At 52.9% G+C, this 24,515-nt stretch carries 21 protein-coding genes; 10 read left to right on the top strand and 11 right to left on the bottom strand.

Translation table 11 applies throughout. The annotated features are described in order from the left end of the window. Positions 1-77 precede the first annotated feature (77 nt). Positions 78-722 (bottom strand): HAD family hydrolase, encoded by a 645-nt coding sequence (locus tag SJI19_RS03320; RefSeq protein ID WP_323476852.1) that lies wholly within the window; start codon positions 720-722, stop codon positions 78-80. A gap of 184 nt (positions 723-906) precedes the next feature. Between SJI19_RS03320 and dmsD the strand changes: the two genes are divergently transcribed. The 3 genes from dmsD to SJI19_RS03305 all read left to right on the top strand — a co-directional run bounded on the left by dmsD (position 907) and on the right by SJI19_RS03305 (position 4,627). Next, entirely contained in the window at positions 907-1,515 is a 609-nt protein-coding gene (dmsD, locus tag SJI19_RS03315; protein ID WP_323476851.1) for a Tat proofreading chaperone DmsD, read from the top strand. Positions 1,516-1,928: 413 nt separating this feature from the next. Continuing rightward, the gene (locus tag SJI19_RS03310) at positions 1,929-3,026 is read left to right on the top strand and encodes a DUF917 domain-containing protein (RefSeq protein ID WP_323476850.1); all 1,098 of its coding nucleotides are present in this window, start codon (positions 1,929-1,931) and stop codon (positions 3,024-3,026) included. A gap of 17 nt (positions 3,027-3,043) precedes the next feature. Then, entirely contained in the window at positions 3,044-4,627 is a 1,584-nt protein-coding gene (locus SJI19_RS03305; RefSeq protein ID WP_323476849.1) for a hydantoinase/oxoprolinase family protein, read from the top strand. Between the two features lie 181 nt (positions 4,628-4,808). Here the strand turns inward: SJI19_RS03305 and ada are convergent, their stop codons facing one another. The 5 genes from ada to xylF all read right to left on the bottom strand — a co-directional run bounded on the left by ada (position 4,809) and on the right by xylF (position 9,972). After that, positions 4,809-5,882 (bottom strand): bifunctional DNA-binding transcriptional regulator/O6-methylguanine-DNA methyltransferase Ada, encoded by a 1,074-nt coding sequence (ada, locus tag SJI19_RS03300; RefSeq protein WP_323476848.1) that lies wholly within the window; start codon positions 5,880-5,882, stop codon positions 4,809-4,811. A 16-nt stretch (positions 5,883-5,898) separates the two neighbouring features. Further along, a complete protein-coding gene (locus SJI19_RS03295; RefSeq protein ID WP_323476847.1) occupies positions 5,899-6,078 on the bottom strand; it encodes a hypothetical protein in 180 nt (59 codons plus the stop codon). Between the two features lie 113 nt (positions 6,079-6,191). Continuing rightward, positions 6,192-7,373 carry a xylose ABC transporter permease XylH gene (xylH, locus tag SJI19_RS03290; protein WP_323476846.1) on the bottom strand — a complete coding sequence of 394 codons (1,182 nt, stop codon included), beginning with the start codon at positions 7,371-7,373 and terminating at the stop codon, positions 6,192-6,194. Continuing rightward, positions 7,366-8,895, bottom strand: a complete 1,530-nt coding sequence (locus SJI19_RS03285; RefSeq protein ID WP_323476845.1) for a xylose ABC transporter ATP-binding protein — start codon at positions 8,893-8,895, stop codon at positions 7,366-7,368. The genes xylH and SJI19_RS03285 overlap by 8 nt, the downstream gene beginning before the upstream one ends. Positions 8,896-8,976: 81 nt before the next feature. After that, positions 8,977-9,972: a D-xylose ABC transporter substrate-binding protein gene (gene xylF, locus SJI19_RS03280; RefSeq protein WP_323476844.1), complete on the bottom strand. Its 996-nt coding sequence runs from the start codon at positions 9,970-9,972 to the stop codon at positions 8,977-8,979. Between the two features lie 486 nt (positions 9,973-10,458). On the opposite strand from xylF, the gene xylA reads away from it, so the two are divergent. The 3 genes from xylA to xylR all read left to right on the top strand — a co-directional run bounded on the left by xylA (position 10,459) and on the right by xylR (position 14,613). After that, positions 10,459-11,778 carry a xylose isomerase gene (gene xylA / locus SJI19_RS03275; protein ID WP_323476843.1) on the top strand — a complete coding sequence of 440 codons (1,320 nt, stop codon included), beginning with the start codon at positions 10,459-10,461 and terminating at the stop codon, positions 11,776-11,778. A 73-nt stretch (positions 11,779-11,851) separates the two neighbouring features. Continuing rightward, positions 11,852-13,306, top strand: coding sequence for a xylulokinase (xylB, locus tag SJI19_RS03270; RefSeq protein ID WP_323476842.1), 1,455 nt, complete (start codon positions 11,852-11,854; stop codon positions 13,304-13,306). A gap of 128 nt (positions 13,307-13,434) precedes the next feature. Beyond that, positions 13,435-14,613: a D-xylose utilization transcriptional activator XylR gene (xylR, locus tag SJI19_RS03265; protein ID WP_323476841.1), complete on the top strand. Its 1,179-nt coding sequence runs from the start codon at positions 13,435-13,437 to the stop codon at positions 14,611-14,613. A 4-nt stretch (positions 14,614-14,617) separates the two neighbouring features. Here the strand turns inward: xylR and SJI19_RS03260 are convergent, their stop codons facing one another. Beyond that, positions 14,618-15,040 (bottom strand): helix-turn-helix domain-containing protein, encoded by a 423-nt coding sequence (locus SJI19_RS03260; protein WP_323476840.1) that lies wholly within the window; start codon positions 15,038-15,040, stop codon positions 14,618-14,620. Between the two features lie 99 nt (positions 15,041-15,139). Between SJI19_RS03260 and SJI19_RS03255 the strand changes: the two genes are divergently transcribed. After that, positions 15,140-15,997: an SDR family oxidoreductase gene (locus tag SJI19_RS03255; protein ID WP_323476839.1), complete on the top strand. Its 858-nt coding sequence runs from the start codon at positions 15,140-15,142 to the stop codon at positions 15,995-15,997. A 145-nt stretch (positions 15,998-16,142) separates the two neighbouring features. Here SJI19_RS03255 and SJI19_RS03250 read toward each other — a convergent pair whose 3' ends face one another. Next, positions 16,143-16,562 carry a CopD family protein gene (locus SJI19_RS03250; protein ID WP_323476838.1) on the bottom strand — a complete coding sequence of 140 codons (420 nt, stop codon included), beginning with the start codon at positions 16,560-16,562 and terminating at the stop codon, positions 16,143-16,145. Further along, complete coding sequence (locus tag SJI19_RS03245) at positions 16,559-16,936, bottom strand: DUF3817 domain-containing protein (RefSeq protein ID WP_323476837.1); 378 nt, start codon at positions 16,934-16,936, stop codon at positions 16,559-16,561. Before SJI19_RS03245 ends, SJI19_RS03250 begins: the two co-directional genes overlap by 4 nt. A gap of 398 nt (positions 16,937-17,334) precedes the next feature. On the opposite strand from SJI19_RS03245, the gene SJI19_RS03240 reads away from it, so the two are divergent. The 3 genes from SJI19_RS03240 (at position 17,335) to SJI19_RS03230 (ending at position 22,670) form a co-directional block, all read left to right on the top strand. Continuing rightward, positions 17,335-18,714 (top strand): glycoside-pentoside-hexuronide family transporter, encoded by a 1,380-nt coding sequence (locus SJI19_RS03240; protein ID WP_323476836.1) that lies wholly within the window; start codon positions 17,335-17,337, stop codon positions 18,712-18,714. A gap of 4 nt (positions 18,715-18,718) precedes the next feature. Then, entirely contained in the window at positions 18,719-21,040 is a 2,322-nt protein-coding gene (yicI, locus tag SJI19_RS03235; RefSeq protein WP_323476835.1) for an alpha-xylosidase, read from the top strand. 532 nt (positions 21,041-21,572) lie between these two features. Beyond that, positions 21,573-22,670, top strand: a complete 1,098-nt coding sequence (locus SJI19_RS03230) for a DegT/DnrJ/EryC1/StrS family aminotransferase (protein WP_323476834.1) — start codon at positions 21,573-21,575, stop codon at positions 22,668-22,670. A 51-nt stretch (positions 22,671-22,721) separates the two neighbouring features. Here SJI19_RS03230 and SJI19_RS03225 read toward each other — a convergent pair whose 3' ends face one another. Further along, on the bottom strand, positions 22,722-22,868 hold the full coding sequence (locus SJI19_RS03225; RefSeq protein WP_323476833.1) for a hypothetical protein: 147 nt from the start codon (positions 22,866-22,868) through the stop codon (positions 22,722-22,724). Then, complete coding sequence (locus SJI19_RS03220; protein ID WP_323476832.1) at positions 22,849-23,967, bottom strand: hypothetical protein; 1,119 nt, start codon at positions 23,965-23,967, stop codon at positions 22,849-22,851. Before SJI19_RS03220 ends, SJI19_RS03225 begins: the two co-directional genes overlap by 20 nt. Positions 23,968-24,515: the final 548 nt, after the last annotated feature.

The raw sequence follows: 24,515 nt of genomic DNA, 5'->3' as shown, positions 1-24,515 counted from the left end.
GTAAAAAGACGTTTCCGTCATCCAGCAGGCAGCATTTCGCTGCCTGCTTTTATTAATGTGACGAATAACAAAGCGTTTTAAATGGGGGGCATTTTCTTGCTTTTCACCCTATGGAAAGGCCGCCAGTAAGGTTCCTGAGCAGCAGCCAGCATTTCATAGTCGCCGCGCGTGTCACCCCACGCCCGCAGATGGTATGAAGACAACGGGCCGTAGACTGCCTGCAGCCTTTCGACCTTCTGGGCACAGCGGCAGTTCTGGCCGCTAATGCGCCCGGTCAGCACACCATCCTTCACTTCCAGGTCCGTCCCTATCAACCGGATACCCAACCTATCCGCGAACGGCTTAAGCACCATTGCCGGCGATGCTGAGCAAATGGTCACTATCGCACCAGAGTTCACCTGGGTGGCGACGGCGATAAGACCCGATGGACGCATTAAGCGTGTCCAATAGCGTTCGCAAAAATCAGCCGCCTTCTGCTCCACCCATGTTGCCTCAACACCGGCCAGGAACGTGCGGATCAGAATGTCTTTTAACTCATCGCGTGTCGCTCGGCGACCAATGTATTTGAGCGCAGGGATTACCAGTCGCACCAGCCGCCGGGCAAACACACGATGACCGAAGGCAAAAAGCAGGAAAGGAACGAAGCTGTCTCGTTTAGTCAGTGTCCCATCGAAATCAAAGACTGACAGGGCGTTGCCAGCGTTTACCACATCATTATCCATTGGGTATGGGCTCCTTTCGGCGTGCCGAGACCCCGTGAGAGACTGGGCCATCAATTATTCGGTCTACACCACATTGTAACGATTTTTGGGTGGATGGTATTAATCATTCACCACAAAATGCTGACAAAACACCCGGGGAAGAGGATGATCCCCATCGATCCAGCCAACAAAAAAGGAACAGAGTATGACCGATGCAGCGATTGCCCTTAGCGGACGTACCTTGGGGGCCTTATTATATTACCCGCCCTTATCGCCAAACAACACCGGCCTGCTCAGCGCGCTGACACATACTGATTGGGAACGCGAATGGCCGGCGGTGCCTGAGCTTGACGTGGCGGCAGCGCTGATCCGTTCGGGGCTAACCGCCCCCTGGCATGACACGCTGGAAGCCACCTGGCAAGCGTTGTTTATCGGGCCCTACGCTCTTCCTGCCCCGCCGTGGGGATCGGTATACCTGGATCGCGAAAGTGTGGTTTTCGGGGAATCCACGTTGGCACTGCGCCACTGGCTGCGGCAGGAGGGGATCACCGCCGGCCAGCAGGGCAACGACCCGGAAGATCATATCGGCCTGCTGCTGATGCTGGCCGCCTGGTTGGCGGAAAATAACGATCGTCCGTTGAACACCCTGTTGGAACAGCATCTGCTGCCCTGGTCCGGACGTTATCTGGATCTACTGGCCCAGGGTACCGATCACCCGTTTTATCAAGGTGTCGCCCAGTTGACCCAAGCCACCTTAGCCTACTGGCAGCGCGAACGCCGCGTAACGCCGTCGGTCAGGGAACTTTACCGCTGAACCCTCTGCCCTGGGCCGGTTCTTGCAACCGGCCGCAGCGGATAATGAATCAGGTGCGGCCCGCTCACGGGTGATATCGCACTAACCCGGCGGTTCATCGGCGGCAGAACACCGACTGTCGCCGATGAACCGCCGGTACTCCACCACATCAATATTCCCCCACCCACGGTCAAATCCCCCCTTGCCACCCGGTGTTGAGCGTTTGTTTAAGCTGCACTAGGTTAACTAGCTTACAGGTCATCGTTAACACCGGACTTATCCACTCTCGGCATCCTCAGTGGGGTTGTCCCCGTCCTCATCGTGCCTGGCATCGAGATTTTCTCGGTCGCCGGCGTGATGTCGGTTGATGATTATCCTGAGCATAAAAACCGGTGGCGAGACAGCCTGGTCTACATACATTAGGGATTTTTATCATGCGTTTGATTTATGAAGCAGACATAGAACATCTTGCTATAGGTGCCGCACTGCTAGGCGCAGGCGGGGGGGGCGATGCCTACCTGGGAAAATTGATGGCGCAAAAATGCATCAGGGAAAAGGGGCCGATCACCCTGCTTAGACCGGATGAGATTGCCGACGATGCGTATATTATTCCCACCGGCACGATGGGGGCACCGATCATGCTGATGGAAAAGATTCCCAACGGGGATGAAGCATTGAAATCGCTGCGTGAACTCGAGCATGACTGCGGTAAAAAAGCCTTTGCCACTATGCCCGTGGAGTGCGGCGGGATGAATTCCACCATCCCGTTTATCGTGGCCTCTCAGGCCGGCATTGCCCTGATTGATGCCGATGGCATGGGCCGCGCTTTCCCCGAGTTACAGATGACGACCTTTACTATGCTGGGCATCAGCGCCAGCCCTGCGGTATTGCACAATGAACGCGGCGATCGGGTAGTGCTCAAAACGCTGGATAACCCGATGCTCGAATATATCGCGCGCGGCATCACGGTAAGAATGGGGGGCATAGCACATTGCGCGATGTATGGCATGACGGGTCGACACGTTAAAGACACCTCGATTCCCGGCACCATGACGCTGTGTATGGCGCTGGGCGCTGCGATTCTTGCGACTAAAATCAACAAGTCAGACCCGATTGAGGCCATTAAAACCGTGACCCGTCACTCCATCTTCGGCGAAGCCATCGTGTTATTCGAAGGCAAGATTATTGACGTTGAACGCCGCTCCACCGACGGTTTTGTGCGGGGTAAAGCCATGTTGAGCGGGATGAATGCATATGCAGGACAGCAATTACGCGTTGATTTTCAAAATGAAAACCTTTTTGCCTCGGTTGATGGCACACCGGTGGCGATGGTACCCGATCTAATCACATTTATTGATCGCACTACCGGCACGCCGATAACAACGGAAAGCTTAAAATACGGTTTTCGTGTTGTCTGCCTCGGCATTCCAACCCCGCAGATCATGCGTTCCCCCGCGGCAATTGACATGTGGGGACCGCGTTATTTCGGTTATGACGTCGATTATCAGCCGATTGAGTCAATCAATCCTTAAACGCCAGGAGCGACACTATGTTCAAAATGGGTATCGATGTGGGCGGCACCAACACTGACGCCGTATTACTGGATGACAAAAACCAGGTGGTTTTTGCGTTAAAGACGCCGACCACGGCCGATGTCGAAAGCGGGATACTCACTGCGCTGGATCAGATGATGAAAAGCGGTGCGGCCAGCGCCGAAAAAATTGGCGCCATCATGCTCGGGACCACCCACGCGACCAACGCCATTATTGAACGTCGCCACCTGAGTAAGATTGCCTGTGTCAGGATCTGTTTACCGGCAGGAACGGCCATAGAACCGCTATTCACCTGGCCGGACGATCTGAAGGCGGCGACGGGGCAGGACTATTACTACGTGCACGGTGGCTGTGAGTCAAATGGTAAACCCCTGGCAGGTGAAACCCTCGATCGTGCTGAATGCATGGCGGTTTTGGATGCCATTAAACTCAGCGGTGCTGAATCCATTGCGGTGACTGCTATTTTTTCTTCGGTGCAAAACAGCTATGAAAATGAATTTGCCGAGCTTGCCGCCGACGTTTTGGGTCGCGCTTTTCCGGTGACGATGTCATATCAGATAGGCAGCCTGGGCATCTTGGCACGCGAGAACTCGACTGCATTAAATGCCGCATTGATTGGTGTCGCCAGAACCATTGTTAACGGTCTGGCATTGGCGTTGGCACATCACGACATTGATGCGGATATTTATTTTGCGCAAAATGACGGTACGCTGATGGACATTAACTGCGCCCAACGTTACCCCATTCTTACCATCGGCTCCGGACCGACCAATAGTATTCGCGGTGCGGCTCAATTGAGTGGGCTGCAAGAGTGCATTATCTGTGATATTGGCGGTACCACCACGGATATTGGCATTCTGGTGCAGGGTTTCCCACGAGAATCGAGCGTGGCGGTGACCATTGGTGGTGTGAAGACCAATTTCAGGATGCCGGATATTATTTCCATTGGTATTGGCGGGGGCAGCATTGTGCGCGAAACCGACCATGGCGTAACCGTAGGTCCGGATAGCGTCGGCTATGAAATCACCTCACGCAGTTATGCTTTTGGTGGGAATGTGCTCACGGCAACGGATTGTCTGCTCGCGTCCGGACTTGCCCACATTGACCATCCTGATTGTGATGCCCGCAGGCTACGTAAGGTAGCAAAAAAAGTGTGGCAATCGGCCATTGAGAACATCACCAACCAGGTGACTGACGCCATCGATCAGATAAAAACCAGCCCCAAAGACATTCCTGTTGTGCTGGTCGGCGGAGGCATCATTCTGATTCCTGGTGATATTCAAGGCGCATCCGAGGTTATTCGGCCCAAGCACTCGGGATGTGCTAATGCGGTGGGTGCGGCGATGGCTGACATCAGCGGCGGCGTGGACAGACTTTTTTCGATGGCCGGGCGGGCGCGAGAAGAGGTGTTAGCGCAGGCAGGGGAACAAGCCAAATACCAAGCGATTGCCTCAGGCGCGGAGCCGGAATCTGTCGAACTCGTTGAGCTTGAAGAGTTGCCCCTGGCTTACGCCACCGGCGACGTTGTGAGGATTAAAGCCAAGGCAGTTGGCAGACGAAAAGACCGACGCCACGGCTAAAAAAATCGTTTCAGAATCAACCCGGCGCAATGCGTCGGGTTGATTTTCGGGGCAACGCATTCCTGCCTGAGCATGAGGTTGTCTTTGATGCGTTGTCGGGCTAATGCTCTGACGGACGCATGCCCGCACGAGCATGCGTTTGGGTGTACAGGGTGCGGGTGTCATCAAGGGATAAGGGACGTCAGTTCTTGGCCTCAATGTCCAACAACCGCCGCTTGCGTTCAATCCCCCAGCGATAGCCCGACAGGCCACCATCGCGGCGGATCACCCGGTGGCAAGGAATGGCCACGGCCAAAATATTGGCGGCGCAGGCACCGGCCACGGCGCGCACCGCCGCCGGAGAACCGATACGCTGTGCAACCTCGGTGTAACTGAGCGCCTGGCCGGGCGGAATATCACGCAACGCCAACCACACCCGCTGCTGAAAGGCGGTGCCGCGAATATCCAGCGGCAGATCCAGTCCCCGTCCGGGGTGCTCAACAAACCCCACCACCAACGCCATCCGCTGGGCGAATTGGGCATCATCCCCCGCTAATCGGGCATGGGGAAAACTATCCTGCAATTGCTCCACCAACTGCTGCGCATCATCCCCCAGCAGAATCGCACAAATGCCTCGTTGACTTTGTGCTACCAGGATCTCGCCCAACCCACAACGTCCAACCGCAAACACAATATCCATGCCCTGTCCTCCTGCTCGGTAGTGGGTGGGTGCCATACCCAGCACCGCATCGGCCTCGGCGTAAAACCGGCCGGTTGACGAATACCCCGCCGCCATAATCGCCTCGGTCACTGACCCTGGCTGTTGCAATTCCTGGCGTACCCGTCGGCCGCGCCAGGCGGCGGCGTAGCCTTTCGGCGTCAAGCCGGTTACCGACGTAAACAACCGATGAAAATGGTAGGGGCTGATGCCGGCCTCCTGCGCCAACCGGTGCAGTGTCGGTGCCTGTTCAGCCTGCTCGATATACCGGCAGGCCAAGGCGATTTTGGCCGACTGCACCGCTGCCAGCGAAGGAAGCCCTTGCCGACAACGTTTGCAGGGGCGAAAACCGGCTAACTCAGCGGCCGCAGCATCGCTGAAAAACAGAATATTCTCTGGGCGTGGCTGGCGCGAGGGGCAGGAAGGGGAACAATAGATACCGGTGGTTTTCACCCCATAGATAAAACTGCCGTCAGCCGCCTTATTGCGCGTTAACACCGACTGCCAACGGGGATCTTGCCGGGTCGCCTTATCATCGCAGGCGTGGTCTGTTTTCATGATGATGGCCTCTATTTCATCTCATTGCACTGCCGGTAATGTCGCCGTCAATTATCGTGCTACCTGGATGCGGCAAGCGTCGAAGAGACACAATGGCACACTGCCGCTTAATCGACACGCCAATGCTTGCTTTTACATTCAATCGCCGGCCGGTAGCGTTGGCAAATGTGGCTGCCGTCGCGTCATCGAGGGTCATTACACACCCTGAATAGTGGCATTTATTCTATCATTCGCTGCGGGTTATGTTAGGTTACAAGAAAAAAAACGGGCCGACAATTGCCGGCCCATAGAGACACGTTGATAGCAGCGTTACAACCGTTTTTTGGTTGCCACATCCATCCACACCGCCAGCAGCAGAATTGCGCCTTTCACGATGTACTGCCAGAATGTCGGCACATCCAGCATACTCATGCCGTTATCCAGCGACGCCATGATAAACGCCCCCATCACCGCCCCAACCACGCTGCCGACCCCGCCGGCCAAACTGGTGCCGCCAATCACACAGGCCGCTATGGCATCAAGTTCAGCCATATTACCTGCGGATGGCGACCCGGCGCCCAAACGGGAACTCAGAATCAGCCCGGCCACCGCCACCATCAGGCCATTGAGGGCAAATACCGCCATCTTGGTACGTTCAACGTTAACCCCGGAAAGCCTGGCCGCGTCAATATTACCGCCGATGGCATAAACCCGCCGGCCAAAGGCGGTACGTGACGCCACAAATAAGCCGCCCAGCATCAAGGCCACCAATACCAGCACCGGGGTAGGCACACCTCGATAGTCATTAAGCAGGTAGATGGCACCCAATACCACGATGGCGATAAATGCCTGGCGAGTGATATCGCCGGAGCGGGAAGGCACGGCTAATCCCAGACGCTGGCGATGACCACGTTGGCGCCACTGCCAGGCGGTAAACAATAACAGGGTCACCAGACCGACGCCAAAACCCGCGCTGCCCGGCAGATAACTTTGGCCGATTTGCGACATTGCTGCAGACGTGGGTGCTACGGTGGTGCCGTTGGTCGCCCCGATTAAAATACCGCGAAACGCCAGCATACCGGCGAGAGTAACGATAAAAGACGGGACTTTGCGGTAGGCCACCCACCAGCCATTCCAGGCCCCACATACCAGCCCCAGCAGCAGCGTCACGACAATGGTCAACGGTAGCGGCCACCCCAGCCAGACGTCAAATATTGCCGCCGCCCCACCCAATAAGCCCATCATTGATCCGACCGAAAGGTCGATTTCCGCCGAAATAATCACAAATACCATGCCTACCGCCAGAATGCCGGTAATGGCGGTTTGGCGTAGCAGGTTGGAGATATTGCGCGCACTAATATAGGAGCCGTCAGTGGCGAAGGTGAAAAAAAGCATAATCACCACAATGGCCGCCAGTATCACAAACACCTGAAAATTTATTGCTTTAAATTTATCCTTGAAGGATGGAGCATGGGTCGTTGCCCCCTCGGGCTGTGTAGTGTTGTTAAGCATGAGATTCACTCCTTAGCGCCGCTTCCATCACCTGCTCCTGCGTGAGGTCGCGGTTGATCAAATCGGCTTTGACGGCACCTTGGTGCATGACCAGCACCCGATCACTGATACCGAGCACCTCCGGCAGTTCTGACGACACCACAATCACCGAAATTCCGTCGCGCACCAGTTGGTTAATCAGACGATAAATTTCCTGCTTGGCACCGATATCAATCCCGCGGGTTGGTTCATCGAGGATCAGAATGGCGGGCTTGAGCAGCAGACATTTGGCTAAAATCGCCTTTTGCTGATTACCGCCGCTAAGGCGTCCGATGGCTTGCTCTGAAGAAGAGGTCTTAACTTTAAGCCGCTCGATGGAATCACGAATAGCGGCCTGCTCGCTGGCTTCGTCCACAATACCGAACCGGGGACAAAATCCGCCCAGTGCCGCCAGGGTGATATTCGAGCCAACGCTCATTACCGGTACAATGCCGTCTTTTTTCCGGTCCTCGGACACCATGGCGATGCCGTGATGCATTGCCTGGCGGCAGTTGGCAAAGTGTACCGATTTGCCATACAGACTGATATTGCCTTCCCAGCGCCCCGGATAACTGCCAAACAAACATTGCACCAGTTCGGTCCGTCCCGACCCTACCAACCCGGCGATGCCAAGAATCTCACCTTTATGCAGCACAAAACCGGCATTATTGACCCGACGGATATGTTGATTAATCGGATGCCAGGCCGTCACGCCCTCAAGGCGCAAAATCTCCTCGCCAATCTCATGGGGCTCGTGGGGATAGAGTTCGGTCAGCTCGCGACCCACCATCATGGCAATCAGCTCATCTTCGGACAGGCCGGCAGCCGCAGTGGTGGCAATATGCTTGCCGTCGCGGATAACGCAAATGACGTCGGAAATGGCTTTGACCTCATTGAGCTTATGCGAAATGTAAATACAGGCGATATCGTGGTTACGCAGATCGTCGACGATATCTAATAAGATGGCGGTCTCGCTTTCGGTCAACGAGGCCGTGGGTTCATCGAGGATCAACAAGCGAACCTGTTTATTGAGCGCCTTGGCGATTTCCACCAATTGCTGTTGCCCCAGACCGAGTTCGCCCACCCGGGTATCGGGATCGATGTTAAGTTTGACCTGTTCGAGCATACGTTGGCAGCGCAGGTACATCTTGTCGTAGTCCAACACACCGTAGGTGGTCCATTCGACCCCCAGGAAAATATTTTCCAGCACCGTCATGTGTTTTACCAGTGCCAGCTCCTGATGAATAATCGCAATACCCTTTTGCTCGGTATCACGTACGCCATGTGCCACCAGGCGTTCACCACCAAAAAAAATTTCCCCCTCGAAGGTGCCGTGCGGATATACCGCTGACAGCACTTTCATCAAGGTGGATTTACCCGATCCATTTTCACCACATAACGATAAGACCTGGCCAGCATCAATAGATAAGGACACATTATCCACCGCTTTTACCTGGCCGAAGCGTTTGGTGATATTTTTCATTTCCAATAAATGTGACGCCATGATAATCAATCTCCGCAATCGGGCCGCGCAGTTCAGCGGCCCGATCCAGTACTGGTGAATAACCGCCGGCGTTGAGGTGGATTATTGCAAATCGGATTTTTTATGGAAACCGTCGGCGATCACCGTGCTATCTATATTGCTTTTATCGACCGAGATAGGCGTCAGTAAATACGAGGGAACATCCTTAAGCCCGTTATTGAGCATGGCGTTGGATTTGGGTTTTTCACCCTTGGCCAACTCCACTGCAATTTCGGCAGCATCGGTAGCCAATTTTTTAATGGGTTTATACACCGTCATGGTCTGCGTACCTTTCATAATGCGTTTTATCGCCGCCAGATCGGCGTCTTGGCCGGAAATCGCCACCTTGCCAGCCAATCCTTGCGCGGCAAGTGCCTGAATGGCACCCCCGGCGGTGGCGTCGTTGGACGCCACTACCGCGTCGATTTTGTTATTATTGGCGGTCAGCGCGTTTTCCATTATTTTAAGCGCATTTTCCGGTAACCATCCGTTGGCCCATTGGTCACCGACCACTTTAATTTTTCCACTGTCAATCAGCGGCTGAAGTACAGTCATTTGTCCGGCGCGGAACATTTTGGCATTATTATCCACCGGTGAACCACCCATCAAAAAATAATTTCCTTCTGGGACTCTATCCACCAGACTTTGCGCCTGCAGTTGGCCAACTTTCTCATTATCAAATGAAATATAAAAATCGATATCCGCATTATTAATCAAACGGTCATAGGCCAGCACTTTGATCCCTGCACGCTTGGCTTCGGCAATAACATTGCTTAATACCTTGCCATTGTAGGGAATGATCACCAACACATCGACGCCGCGATTGATCATATTTTCGATTTGCGACATCTGGGTTTCTTCATTACCGTTAGATGACTGTACAAACACATCGGCGCCTAATGACTTCGCTTTATCTACGAAGATGTCACGATCTTTCTGCCAGCGTTCCAGGCGCAGGTCGTCAACCGCCATGCCGATTTTAATTTGTTTGGCCATACCGGGTTGGCTTGCCAGCAACAACAGCGTACAAACAGAGAGTAGAAGGGGTTTCAGTTTCATCTTGAATTCCTTATGTTACTTTTATAAGAACATATCCAGCAATATAATTTGCCGTCAACGGGATAAGAATCAAACCGTTACAAATAGTGGGTGCAGGGGATGCCCAATAGGGGCTGAGATAACGCTAATAGTATTAGTTGCGAAAGTTTTTAGCGGCAATTGCAAATTTTCACAACCGCATTACGATATTTTACTCAAATGTGCGTTCTGTGACCTGTCGCTTATTTTATCCACATTAACTGTACAGGCTTTCTGCCAAATGTTAATGGAATTAATGACCTCAGACGGTTTTTATGCGGATTCCTTGTGATCACGCGCACAATAAATAATTTCATGAATGACGTTGTGAAATAACGTAATTGATTGTGCCGACCTTTATTACCAGAATCAACCAGAGTTAATTGTCAGCTGTCAGCCGCGATAACTGTGCGGCGCACAAATTCCCGTCCGCTTCAGAACGGACCCTGCATTTTCAAGGAGTCGCCCATGTCTCAATTTTTTGATCTCGTCGAGAAGATCCGTTTTGAAGGTCCGCAAAGCACCAATCCTCTGGCTTTTCACCATTACAACCCTGATGAAGTTGTTATGGGTAAACGCATGGAAGACCATCTGCGCCTGGCGGTTTGCTACTGGCATACGTTTTGCTGGGGCGGGACCGATATGTTCGGCACCAGCGCGTTTGATCGCCCTTGGCAACAACCGGGAGACGCCTTGGGCCAGGCCCGTTTAAAGGCCGACGTTGCGTTTGAATTTTTCGCTAAACTGGGTGCGCCCTACTATTGCTTCCACGATACCGACGTGATCCCGCAAAGTGATACGCTCAAAGACTATTTGAGCAATATGTCCGCCCTTACCGATATTCTGGGGCAAAAACAGCAACAATCCGGGATGAAGCTACTGTGGGGCACGGCAAATTGCTTTAGCCACCCGCGTTATGGCGCCGGCGCGGCGACCAATCCAGACCCGGAAGTGTTTGCCTGGGCCGCCACCCAGGTGAAAACCGCCATGGAAACCACCTTGAAACTCGGCGGTGAAAACTATGTCATGTGGGGTGGCCGTGAAGGCTACGAAACCTTACTGAACACCGACCTGCGTCAAGAGCGGGAACAAATGGGCCGCTTTATGCATATGGTGGTGGAACACAAGCATAAAATTGGCTTCCAGGGCGCGCTGCTGATCGAACCTAAACCACAGGAGCCGACCAAGCATCAGTATGACTATGATGTTGCCACCGTCTATGGCTTCTTAAAACAATTTGGTCTGGAAAAAGAGATTCGGGTCAATCTGGAAGCCAATCACGCCACCCTGGCGGGGCATACCTTCCAACATGAGATCGCCAGCGCCATCGCCCTGGGTATCTTCGGCTCGGTAGATGCCAACCGCGGCGATCCGCAATCCGGCTGGGATACTGACCAGTTCCCCAACAGTGTGGAAGAAAACGCGCTCATCATGTATGAAATTCTCAAGGCCGGCGGATTTACCACTGGCGGGCTGAACTTCGATGCCAAAGTCCGGCGGCAAAGTACCGATAAATACGACCTGTTTCACGGCCATATCGGCGGTATGGATGTTATGGCCCTGGCGCTGAAAGTGGCCGCTCGGTTGCTTGAGGACGGCCGGCTAGACCAGATGATTAAGGCACGCTACGCAGGGTGGAATGGCGATCTGGGGCAACGAATTCTGCAGGGAAATCTGTCGCTGTCCGAACTGGCACAGTTTGCGCAAAAGCACGATCTGGCGCCCGAACACCACAGCGGACAACAAGAATTGCTGGAAAATATTGTCAACCAGATCCTGTTTCGCTAATCAACGACAGCGGGTGGCGAACCGCCGCCCGCCGTTAGGCTCCGTGTCGGCTTGATTTGATAAAGGATAGTGTATGTATATCGGCATAGATTTGGGCACCTCGGGGGTCAAAGCGATCCTGCTCGATGAGCAGCAGCATATTCTCGCGAGCCATACCGAGAAACTCACGGTTTCCCGACCACAGCCGTTATGGTCGGAGCAAGATCCGGAGCAGTGGTGGCAAGCCACCGATCGGGCCATGACGGCCTTGGCCACCGAGCACGATTTGTCGGCAGTCCGTGCATTGGGGTTAACCGGGCAGATGCATGGCGCGACCCTGTTGGACAAGCGCCAGCAGGTATTACGACCGGCGATTTTATGGAATGATGGCCGCAGTTTCGCCCAATGCCTGGCGCTGGAAGCCGCGGTACCCCGATCACGGGAGATTACCGGTAACCTGATGATGCCCGGTTTTACCGCACCTAAACTGCTCTGGGTTGCCGAACATGAACCACAGGTGTTTGCCCAGGTGGATAAGGTTCTGTTGCCAAAAGATTATCTGCGCTGGCGTATGACCGGTGATTTTGCCACCGATATGTCCGACGCCGCCGGCACCCTGTGGCTGGATGTGGGCCGCCGTGATTGGAACGATGAGTTACTGGGCGCCTGCGGTTTATCGCGCGCGCATATGCCCATGCTGTTTGAAGGCAATCAGGTCACCGGCACGCTACTCCCGAAGATGGCCGCGCGCTGGAGCATGCCGGCAGTGCCGGTGGTGGCCGGCGGCGGCGACAACGCAGCAGGCGCGATAGGTGTAGGCATTTACCGCCAGGGTCAGGCGATGCTGTCACTGGGCACCTCAGGGGTTTATTTTGCGGTCAGCGACGGTTTTCTCAGTAATCCTGAACAGGCGGTACACAGTTTTTGCCATGCGCTGCCCGATACCTGGCATCTGATGTCGGTGATGTTGAGCGCCGCTTCCTGCCTTGACTGGGCCGCCAGACTTACCGGGCTGGGCAGCGTACCGGCGTTATTGGACGCCGCCGCACAGTGTCGTTCCACTACCCCTCCGGCCTATTTTTTACCCTACTTGTCCGGCGAACGTACGCCACATAATAATCCCAATGCCACTGGGGCATTCTGGGGCCTGACGCATGAACACGGCCCGGCGGAGTTGGCCAGAGCGGTGGTGGAAGGCGTCAGTTTCGGCTTGGCGGACGGCATGGACGCCCTGCACAGCACCGGTCTGCGTCCTGACAGCATCACCCTTATCGGCGGCGGTGCACGCAGCGAATATTGGCGTCAACTGCTGGCCGACGTCAGCGGTCAGGCGCTGGATTATCGCACCGGCGGGGACGTGGGTCCGGCATTGGGCGCGGCGCGGCTGGCACAGCTCAGTTGTCATCCCGGCGTTCCCCTGGCGGAAATGCTGCCACTCCTGCCGCTGGAAAGGCGTTATACCCCGGATCACACGCGCCATCAGGCCTACAGCGAGCAACGGCAGATTTTCCGGCAATTCTATCGTGGGGTGGCGGATTTGGGAGACTAAGCCATAAGGGGGGCATTGTTTGACGGACTTTATGATGAATGTGTTAGCTGGCGCACATGCCGCTAATACATTCTTATTATGCAAAGGTATAAGCTGGCCTTCGACAACATTGGGCGAGATCCCTCTTTATGTTTGAAAAACGTTATCGTATCACACTGTTATTTAACGCCAATAAAGTGTACGACCGCCAGGTTATCGAGGGCGTAGGCGAGTACTTGCAGGCCTCTCAATGCGACTGGGATATTTTTATCGAAGACGATTTTCGCTGTCGGATTAATCAAATCGAGGAATGGCTTGGGGATGGCGTCATTGCCGATTTCGATGATAAGCAACTGGAGCAATTATTGCGCGACTTCCCAGGGCCGATTGTCGGCGTCGGCGGCTCATACCAACACAGTGCGGACTACCCCCCGGTGCATTATATCGCCACGGATAATCATGCGCTGGTGACCAGCGCTTTTTTACACCTAAAAGAGAAAGGGCTGAACCGCTTTGCATTTTACGGTTTGCCGGCCAGCAGCGGTAAACGGTGGTCCCAGGAACGGGAACAGGCATTTCGCAAGCTGACGGCGGACGAATATTACCAACCTATTGTCTACCAAGGTGTGGAGACCGCGCTGGATAATTGGCAACATGCCCAGAACCGCCTGGCCGATTGGCTGCAATCCCTGCCGCCCCATACCGGCATTATTGCGGTCACCGACGCCCGCGCCCGCCATTTGCTTCAGGTCTGCGAACATCTCAATATCGCCGTGCCGGAAAAACTGTGCGTTATCGGTATTGATAATGAACAATTGGCCCGCTGCCTGTCACGGGTTGCACTGTCATCAGTGGCCCAGGGTACCCGGCAAATGGGCTATCAGGCCGCCAAACTGCTGCATCAGTTGCTCAACAAAGTACCAATGCCACTGCAGAGGATATTGGTACCCCCGTTAAAAGTTATGGAGCGACGTTCAACGGATTTTCGTTCGCTGCGCGATCCGGCAGTGATTCAGGCGATGCATTATATTCGCTATCATGCCTGCAAAGGCATCAAGGTGGAGCAGGTGCTGGATGTGGTTGGCATGTCCCGCTCAAACCTGGAAAAACGCTTCAAGGATGAAACCAGCAAGACGATCCACAATGTCATTCACGAAGAGAAATTGGAGAGCGCACGCAATCTGTTGATCTCCACTTCATTAACCATCAATGAAGTCTCGCAGATGTGCGGCTACCCGTCGTTGCAGTATTTTTATTCAGTGTTTAAAAAGGGCTTTGATCTTACCCCTAAAGACTATCGGGAAAAATACGCCGAGATCCCTTTTTAAAAGCTTAACGGTGACGTTCATGGTCAGCCTTGGATACCACCTCGCCCACCCCATGTTGCTTTAACTGGCGCTGGAGCATAATCTGCGGCAAATTACTTTCAATCCAGTCGGCCAAACATTCCACTATCGGACCCACCTGCTGACCCAGTTCGCTTAGGCTATACTCCACATGGGGGGGTTTTACCGGGAAAGCGCGTCTGATCACCAGACCATCATCCTCCAACCCTATTAGGGTTTGGGCCAGCATTTTTTCGCTCACACCACCCACTTTGCGCCGCAGCTCACTAAAGCGTAACGTGCCTTGGGAGAGCGCAATCAGCACCAAGACCCCCCAACGGCTGGTCATGTGCTTAAGCACCTCTCGTGACGGGCACTTCACGTTGAGCAGTTCGCCACGCTGCATCTGTTGGGCCAACGTGGGGCCCATTGCGGTTTGGTGTTTCAGATACTTACCTATTTGTTAGTACTTACTTAAAGTAAGTATAAACGATATGATGACTATTCTAAAGCCATTAGGAGACGCAATATGATCGTTATCACGGGAGCCACCGGCCAACTGGGCCGTTTAGTCATTACCGAGCTATTAAAAACCCATCCCGCCTCAGAGCTGATCGCCGCTGTGCGCAGCCTGGAGAAGGCGCAGGACTTGGCAGCCCTTGGCGTGACCCTGCGCCAGGCTGACTATAACCTCCCCGCTACGCTTGATACGGCTTTTCAGGGTGCAGAAAAAGTACTGTTGATTTCATCAAGCGAGCTAGGGCAGCGGATAGAGCAGCATCGCGCGGTCATCGCGGCGGCGAAACGGGCCAACGTCAAGTTGCTGGCCTACACCAGCTTGCTGCATGCCGATACCAGTCCACTGGGTTTAGGGGTAGACCACCGCGCAACCGAAGCCCTGCTGCAGGAATCCGGCCTGCCGGTAGTGATATTACGCAACGGTTGGTATAGCGAAAATTATACCGTCAGTATTCCAACCGCCCTGGCCCACCAAACGCTGGCCGGCTGCGCCGGTGATGGGCGAATTGCCTCTGCGTCGCGCGCTGATTATGCCGCGGCCGCGGCCGTTGTCCTGTCAACGGACACGCAGGCGGGCAAGGTGTATGAACTGGCGGGCGACGAAGCCTATACCCTAACTGACATGGCGGCGGAAATTAGCCAACAATCTGGCACCACGGTGAAATACCTTAACCTGCCGCAGGCGGACTATCAGGCGTTATTATTGCAAGCCGGGCTGCCAGAACCCGTTGCGGCGTTGCTGGCCGACTCTGATAGCGGTGCCGCCAAAGGCGGGCTATTTGATGACAGCAGGCAGTTGAGTAAGCTGATCGGTCGCCCGACACAGCCGCTGTCCCACGCGGTGGCCAATGCGCTCAACGCCGGATAAACCCGTGACAGCACGATAAACTGCCCCTGGCGACTCATGCCTGCAGGATAAAAGCGGCGCGGGTCGCCGGTGATAGATCGCTGCGCCCAATGCACGTTATCAGCGCCTGCAGAATAAAAACCGGCGCGGGTCGCCGGTTAGCGTGTTACAGCTCGATAAGCCACACGCAGGCTACCAGCGCCAGCAGGGTAAACGCTGCGGCATAACGCAGTATGGCCGGGGCCGCCAGTTGCGATTGTCCCAGGCTACGCCGAAACGATCCCGATTGGATACCGTGCAACGCCGACAGCGCCAGGACAAAGAGGAACTTGATAATCAGTGCCGTAGACGGTGGCCAATTGCCCATCATGGTCAACGTCAAGCCGGTGATCCAGGTCAGTATCATGGCCGGCAGGGTGACGGTTTGATTCCAGCGTTGCACAGCGGAAAATATCCGCAGTCCCACCGGGACATCGGCCTGAGCCATCTGTTTCCAGGCGGTCATGGTCACCGCCAGCATTAACATGCCGCCCACCCAAATGGCCATCGCCACTATATGTAACGACTTGATTAACATATAGGTCATTCTACCCGCTCCTTATTCGCCGGGGCATTAGCCACTGCGGGTCCAGCTTCACGCCCGGTGATCATGCCAATATTAAAAAAAGTGCCAAAAGGAATAAACGCCAATAGCAACAGCCGGGCAACTTGTCCCTTGCGCCATAAACCCGCTGATGCGGTATTGATAACCATCCAGGCATACAATAGGAACGCCAGCCCATGGATTGGCCCCATCGCCGAGGTCAGTTGCGGATAGCCGGCAAGATGTTTTAACGGTACGGCAATACAAACCAATATCACCAACGTGCACCCTTCCAGCAGCGACACGAGGTGCAGGCGTTTCAACTGCGAAATATCCTGGCGATCCAGCCCGGGCGGAGTGTGGTTTGATGTGAGCACGTAAACCCTTTAGCGCCGTGGCGGCGCACTTTATATTGCGTGTATGTATTGACCCGCATCGCCGTGCAAATGGCGTATGCACAGCGGGGCCTCAAACGGTGGACATCAATAGGGTTTGCGTCGACCCAACCCCATAGGCCGACGAGAGCCACTGAGACTACCGATAAGGTTATTCTACCGAGGAGTGGCAGACGCGGCAAATGGCGTACCCTTTCCCTGTGGTTTAACACCAGGCACCAAACAACTACCGTTCGGTGATAGGAATATAGCCGATAGCGATCACAGAAAACAGCAAACGTAATTTCAAAAGCAAATATCGTAATAGCCGGGTTGGCCTACGGGGCCTAGTTTATTAGCTATCTAATTATCTAATGTCAGCGCGCACTGAGGATAAATGTATGGCTAGTCACATTCTTTCCGCCAAAGAAAAGATCGGATATGGGTTGGGCGATGCCGCCAGTCATATCGTGTTCGATAATGTCATGCTCTACCTAATGTTCTTTTATACCGATATATTCGGTATCCCGGCTGGCTTCGCCGGCACCATGTTTTTAGTTGCCCGCGCGCTGGACGCCATTTCGGATCCGTTAATGGGGTTGGTGGCCGACCGCACCCGCACCCGCTGGGGTAAATTTCGTCCGTACGTGCTGTTCGGCGCGATCCCCTTTGGTATTATTTGTGTTGTCACCTACAGCACACCCGATCTTGGATTAACCGGCAAAATGATTTACGCCTCGGTGACGTATACCCTACTGACGTTAATGTACACGGTGGTCAATATCCCTTATTGCGCCCTGGGCGGCGTGATCACCAGCGACCCTACGCAACGGATCTCACTGCAATCCTATCGTTTTGTGCTGGCCACCGCCGGCGGCATGCTGAGCACGGTGCTAATGATGCCGTTGGTTAAACTGGTCGGCGGCACCAACCAGGCCAATGGATTTCAAGGCGGCATCGCCATTCTCTCGGTGGTTGCCATCGTGATGCTGGCCACCTGTTTTGCCACCACAAAGGAACGTATCACCGGCGAGGGCGCGCCCCAAGGCACCATGCGCGAGGACCTGCGTGATATTTGGCATAATGACCAATGGCGCATCGTCGGTATTCTAACCATCCTCAACATTCTGGCGGTATCCGTACGGGGCGGCGCAATGATGTATTACGTCACCTATATTCTGGGTAATCCGCTGGTGTTTGCGTTTTTTCTCGGCACCTACTCGGTGGGCAATCTGATTGGCAGCGCCTTGGCGAAACCGCTGACGGATCGCCGCTGCAAGGTGCAAATTTTTTGGTGGACCAACGCCGCGCTGGCGCTGTTAAGCTTTGCGATGTTTTTCGTACCGATGCGGGCCGACATAGGCATGTTTGCCTTTATCTTTGTTATTGGTGTGTTGCACCAACTGGTGACACCGATCCAATGGGTCATGATGTCTGATACCGTCGACTATGGCGAATGGAATAGCGGCAAACGCCTGACCGGAATAAGTTTTGCCGGCACGCTGTTTGTACTCAAGCTGGGCCTGGCCTTAGGCGGTGCCGCCATCGGCTGGACGTTGGCCTATGCGGGTTACCAGGCTGGCGCCGCCACGCAAAATCCCACCACGTTGGCAAGTGTCATCGCCCTGTTCACGCTGGCTCCGGGGATATGTTATTTACTTAGCGCTATCGTGGCACAACGCTTTTACACCCTGCGTACCCCGTTGATGAATCATATTCTCAGCGAACTGGCCAACGGAAAAAGACATGCCGCCCCTTCACAACCTATTACAGGAGAATGATTGAATGAAAATCAGTGACGGTAACTGGCTTATCCAACCGGGTTTGCAACTACTCCATCCGCTACAGGTGTTCGATGTCCAGACTGAAGGAAAAGATCTGGTCATTTATGCTGCACCGCACGATGTGACTGCACGTGGGGATCAGTTGGATACGCCGTTGTTCACCCTGCGTTTTTTTTCACCACGGGAAGGCATAATCGGCGTACGAATTGAACATTTTCAGGGCCAATGCCCAACGGGTCCGCATTATCCCCTGTGTTATGACCCGGACGTGTCCCCTCATATCGAGGATCATCAGGACGTTGTCGTTTTGCACAGCGGCGAGCTGTCGGTACGGATTGCCAAAGGTAAAACGTGGGCAATAGATTTTCTGCACAATGGCGAGCGCATTACCGGCAGTGTGGCCAAATCCAACGGTTATGTGCAACATGAGCACGCAGGAAGACATTATGTCTACGAGCGTTTGGATCTCGGCGTGGGCGAAACCGTCTATGGGCTGGGTGAACGCTTCGCCGCGCTGGTAAAAAATGGCCAATCCATTGAAACCTGGAATCGGGATGGCGGCACCAGCACCGAGCAGGCTTATAAAAACATTCCGTTTTACCTCACCAACCGAGGTTATGGTGTACTGGTTAACCATCCAGAGTGTGTGTCGTTCGAAGTGGGCTCGGAGAAGGTCTCCAAAGTCCAGTTTAGCGTTGAAGGGGAGTACCTGGAGTATTTTGTCATCGACGGTCCCGGGCCCAAACAGGTACTGGATCGTTATACCCAACTTACCGGTCGGCCAGCCCTGCCGCCAGCCTGGTCGTTCGGGCTGTGGCTCACGACGTCGTTTACCACCGATTACGACGAGCAGACAGTGAATCGTTTTATCGACGGCATGGCCGAACGCCACCTGCCGTTGCATGTGTTTCATTTTGACTGTTTCTGGATGAAGGCGTTTCAATGGTGTGATTTTACCTGGGATGCCAATACCTTCCCCGATCCACAAGGGATGTTGCAGCGCCTCAAGGCGCGGGGACTCAAAATTTGTCTGTGGATTAATCCCTATATCGGCCAGAAATCGCCACTCTTTCGCGAAGGTATGGAGCAGGGGTTTTTGTTAAAACGTCCCAACGGTGATGTCTGGCAATGGGACCGCTGGCAGCCGGGCCAGGCCATTGTTGATTTTACCAACCCCGCAGCATGCGCCTGGTACACCGGTCATCTGGAACGACTCGTGGCGATGGGGGTGGACTGTTTCAAAACCGATTTTGGTGAGCGTATTCCTACCGATGTCGTCTGGTTTGACGGTAGCTGTCCAGATAAAATGCACAATCACTATGCCTACCTCTACAATCAGGTGGTGTACGAGATGCTGCAAACTCAGCTCGGCAAGGGTGAAGCCGTACTGTTTGCCCGTTCCGCGTCCGTTGGTGCACAGCAATTTCCGGTTCACTGGGGCGGCGACTGTTATGCCACGTACGAATCCATGGCAGAAAGCCTGCGCGGCGGCCTGTCCCTTGGCATGTCCGGTTTTGGGTTTTGGAGTCACGATATCGGTGGTTTTGAAAACACCGCGCCGGCCCATGTCTATAAGCGCTGGTGCGCGTTTGGGCTGCTCTCCAGCCATAGCCGCCTGCATGGCAGTAAATCCTATCGGGTACCCTGGGTTTATGACGACGAAGCCTGCGATGTGTTGCGCCATTTTACCCAGTGGAAATGTCGTTTGATGCCTTATTTGTTTGATATGGCAATCCAGGCAGCGAAAACCGGCACACCGGTGATGCGCGCCATGATGCTTGAGTTCCCCGACGACCCCGGTTGTGACTATCTGGATCGCCAGTATATGCTGGGAGACAGCCTGCTGGTGGCACCGGTATTCAGTGAACGTGGCGATGTCAGCGTTTATCTGCCGCATGGCCGCTGGACCCACCTGTTCAGTAATCAAGAGGTACAAGGCGGTTGGCGCAAGGAACAGCATGATTTCAACAGCCTGCCGCTGTATGTCCGTCCCAACACCCTGCTCGCCCTCGGTGCCAACGACCAAAACCCGGATTATGATTACCATGTGTCACCGGTTTTCCATTTATTTGCACTGGAAGAAGGTGCCGAGGCGATATGCCGGGTTCCCTCGCTCGCGGGCGCGACGCTGATTACCCTAACGGTTGGGCGCCTTGGCGACACGTTGCAGGTCACCGCCCAAGGTGAAGCCACGAACTGGACACTGTGCCTGCGCAATATATTCAGCACGCCAGCCGTTGACGGCGGAACGTCAGCCGCCCATCCATTGGGAACGCTGATTACCCCCGACGCCAGTAGCCATACACTGACCCTCCGGCTATAGGCTAATACGCTATCGCGTTACGGTTTAGCCAATGCCCCGTGAAACCCCGTCCGCCAGGGCGGGGAAGAGGTCAGGGATGGGGAAATATACATCTAGGGCACCATATTATTTTTAATAAAAATAATATAGCAAATACACATTATTAATTAAAAATTACATATTAACCTGAAGAAAATAGAAGAATATAATTATTAAATAATTATTAATTATTAATTATTAATTATTTAATAATAAGAACAAAACAGCTGGCATTATTGTGAGGGAAATCACGTTAAAATTTTAACTTAATGATGCTTTTTTCACATTTTTATCATAAGTTGTACCTTCAGAAGCCAAGGGGGTTTCACCCGCCTATAGACAAGGAAAAATCAGCCTTATGCTTAATATTACTGATATAAATCATCTTGCCACTGACCTATTACAATCTGGGAAAACTCAATGTGATAAAAATAACTTACCCGGCAAAATTAAACCATTATTGGAAATAATTAATAACGACGCATGTTATAATAATCGCCCTCAAGTTCCTTTTATGCCGCTGTCCCGGCTCAATTCTGCCGAAGAGCTGGCGGCATGCCGAGGCGCAATGGAGCAGATTACTGCGACGGGCCAGTTCACTGACGGTGATTTTATTATCCAGTTGGAGAAGTTGCTGGAAGCTTTTTACCAGGCGACCACCTGCATTGCCACCAGCAGCGGTACGGATGCACTGAAGATCGCGCTCAAGTCCATCGGCGTTGACGCCGGGGATGAAATCATCGTGCCCCCCAATGCATTTTCCGCAACGGAAAACGCCATTTTATCCATCGGCGCCAAACCGGTTTACGCCAATATTGACGACAGTTTTAATCTTAATCCCGGGGAAATCGCCAGGCTGGTGACGGACAGGACCAAGGCCATTTTGGCGGTATGTCTATACGGTTCCATGCGTAATATCAGAGAGATAGCACATCAGGCGGCGCAGCACGAACTCAGGGTGATCGTCGATGCGGCGCAGTGCTTTGGCATGCCGGAGCTGCTACAGTTTTGCGATGTGATTGCCCTGAGTTTTAATCCTTGCAAAAATATTGGCGGTTTTGGCAAGGCCGGCGCCTTATTAACCTCGTCCTCTGAATTCGCCAAAAAAGCGCGGCAGTTTTCTTCTCATGGTTTTGCCGAGAGTAAGAAAAACGTGCAAGCCCAACACTGCGGATTAAACAGCCGGATGGATAATCTACAGGCTGCCTTATTAATCAGAAAATTTGATTTTTTTGAAATTAACGCGTTAAAACGTTCATTTTTAGCCTATCGTTATTTACATCGTCTCAAGCCATTGGATGAGGCACATAACATTATATTGCCTATCGAAACCCGCGAAAACACTTGGCATTTATTTCCCATCCGCATCAATGATGGCAGGCGTGATGAAATGATACGCTACGCCAAAATAATGAATATAGAATTTGATATTTATTACCCAACATTAGGTTTTGACGGAATAAATAATCATCCATTAACCGATCAGGATAAAGTGTGTTATGCCACTACCAGCAACATTCATGCCTCCGTACTGCATATTCCGTTGCATAACCACATGTCAATTGAAGAACAGGACAAAGTCATTGCAACACTCTATGACTTTTTTAAATAACCAGTCGTACCGTTTATCACGGCAATGAGGCTGGCCGTAATAGTATTATTCCTACTGATAAATTGCCTTCGTCAGATAATCAGGCCAATTTTTTTCAAAAAACACAGCATCAATATCGCCCATGGCACGCAATGCATGGGGGGAAACAACAATTTTGGTGATAGCACTGTGCCAACCATTATTCAAAACGTGTTTCATTGTTCTCCAGGATGGCGCATAACGAGGGATGTTGGCCGTCCTTAAAAAAATCGCACAGCTGCTGTAGACCAACATCGTAATCTGATGCTATGAACGTGGCGCAGGAAAGCTGGTTGCCTGTTCTTTTTTCAAGGTTTTCTGTAAATTTCCGCATAGCTTTATCAATATGGGCAATGTTAAAAACGTCATTATTTTTTCCTGTCAATTTATTGACCTGTCCGGCGATATTTTTGGCCTGTTGCAAACAGGATGAAATGTCATTTTTCAATCGTTCACCAAGGAAATAGTCACTATAAACGATGTTGATTTCATCATGTCTGTCGATATAAATTTTTGCCACATGGCTGAGCCAAGTAATGAAATTAACATCGTCTAAGCCCTGCGTTAATCCTGCTAAAATAGATTTAAGATCATCGGGGTGAGCGATCATGGCATACACACTATTGGCTTCGGCACTATTGCCGACGGTTTTCCCTCGCATTCTTAAACATCCCGTGGGGTCAATGTTTTCAGCTGCGGATGGCGACGGCTCAGACAGCCGCGTCGGCGGGCAGATAGCCAGGATGATACTGGCACCACAGCTTCGGTCATCAATGGGCAGGTTATCGGTTGTTATTACCCGTGTAAAATAATCTCGGTCAGACGGAAAATAGCATTTATCTGCCGGCATGGTTCCGGGAAAATCGACCATAAGATCGTCTATGGGGTCATTTTTATAATCAAGGTCAATAAACCGCCAATGTAGTTTTTCGTAACCGGCGGCAGCCATCCGTTGATGAATAAAAAATTCCATCAATAACCCAGCAGAACCGAGAGAAATAAAGGTCACTGGTTGTGTTTTTGGGAGGTTCATTTGTTTGATTTTTACTAAGAGATTATTAATAAAATCAATTCTGGCGTTCATAGATGCACTTGATAAGCTTTCCATCCAGAATAGACTCTTCCACATTCTGCAATGGCAGGTCTTGGTTCCAGCCATATGGGTTTTTTTAACCACTTCACGCAAGGTTAACGGTTCAGGCCAAGGGATAGTGAGGGATTTATTGTTAATTTTACATGTATTAATATTTGATTTATTTATTGAAATACTATTTAGCATATTCATTCCTTTAGTGAGTGAGTGATGTGAGTTAATTTCAGGTTAGCAAATACCGGTTTTAACCCCTATGGTTAAAAATGAAAGTAATATTTCACGCTTCATGGGTTAAATCAGAGGGAAACCATTGGTTGATTTTCGTAAATATCGGGTTTGCGGTGTGATCGGTGATCGCGGGCCTAGCGTACCATGGGGCACTCTGGCGGCCGGGAAACGGCCGCGTCGACCCCATTGGTGCGCTTTCCCTTGCACACGGTTTGCGGTGCGATCGGTGATCGCGGGCCTAGCGCACCATGGGGCGCTCTGGCGGCCGGGAAACGGCCGCTTCGACCCCATTGGTGCGCTTTCCCTTGCACACGGTTTGCGATGCGATCAGTGATCGCGGGCCTAGCGTACCATGGGGCACTCTGGCGGCCGGGAAACGGCCGCTTCGACCCCATTGGTGCGCTTTCCCTTTAACACGGTTTGCGATGTGATCGGCGATCGCGGGCCTAGCGTACCATGGGGCACTCTGGCGGCCGGGAAACGGCCGCTTCGACCCCATTGGTGCG

It is taken from the genome of Acerihabitans sp. TG2 (assembly GCF_035013185.1).
Classification (GTDB): Bacteria; Pseudomonadota; Gammaproteobacteria; order Enterobacterales; family Enterobacteriaceae; genus Acerihabitans.
This window is presented reverse-complemented; position numbering and strand designations above follow the sequence as displayed.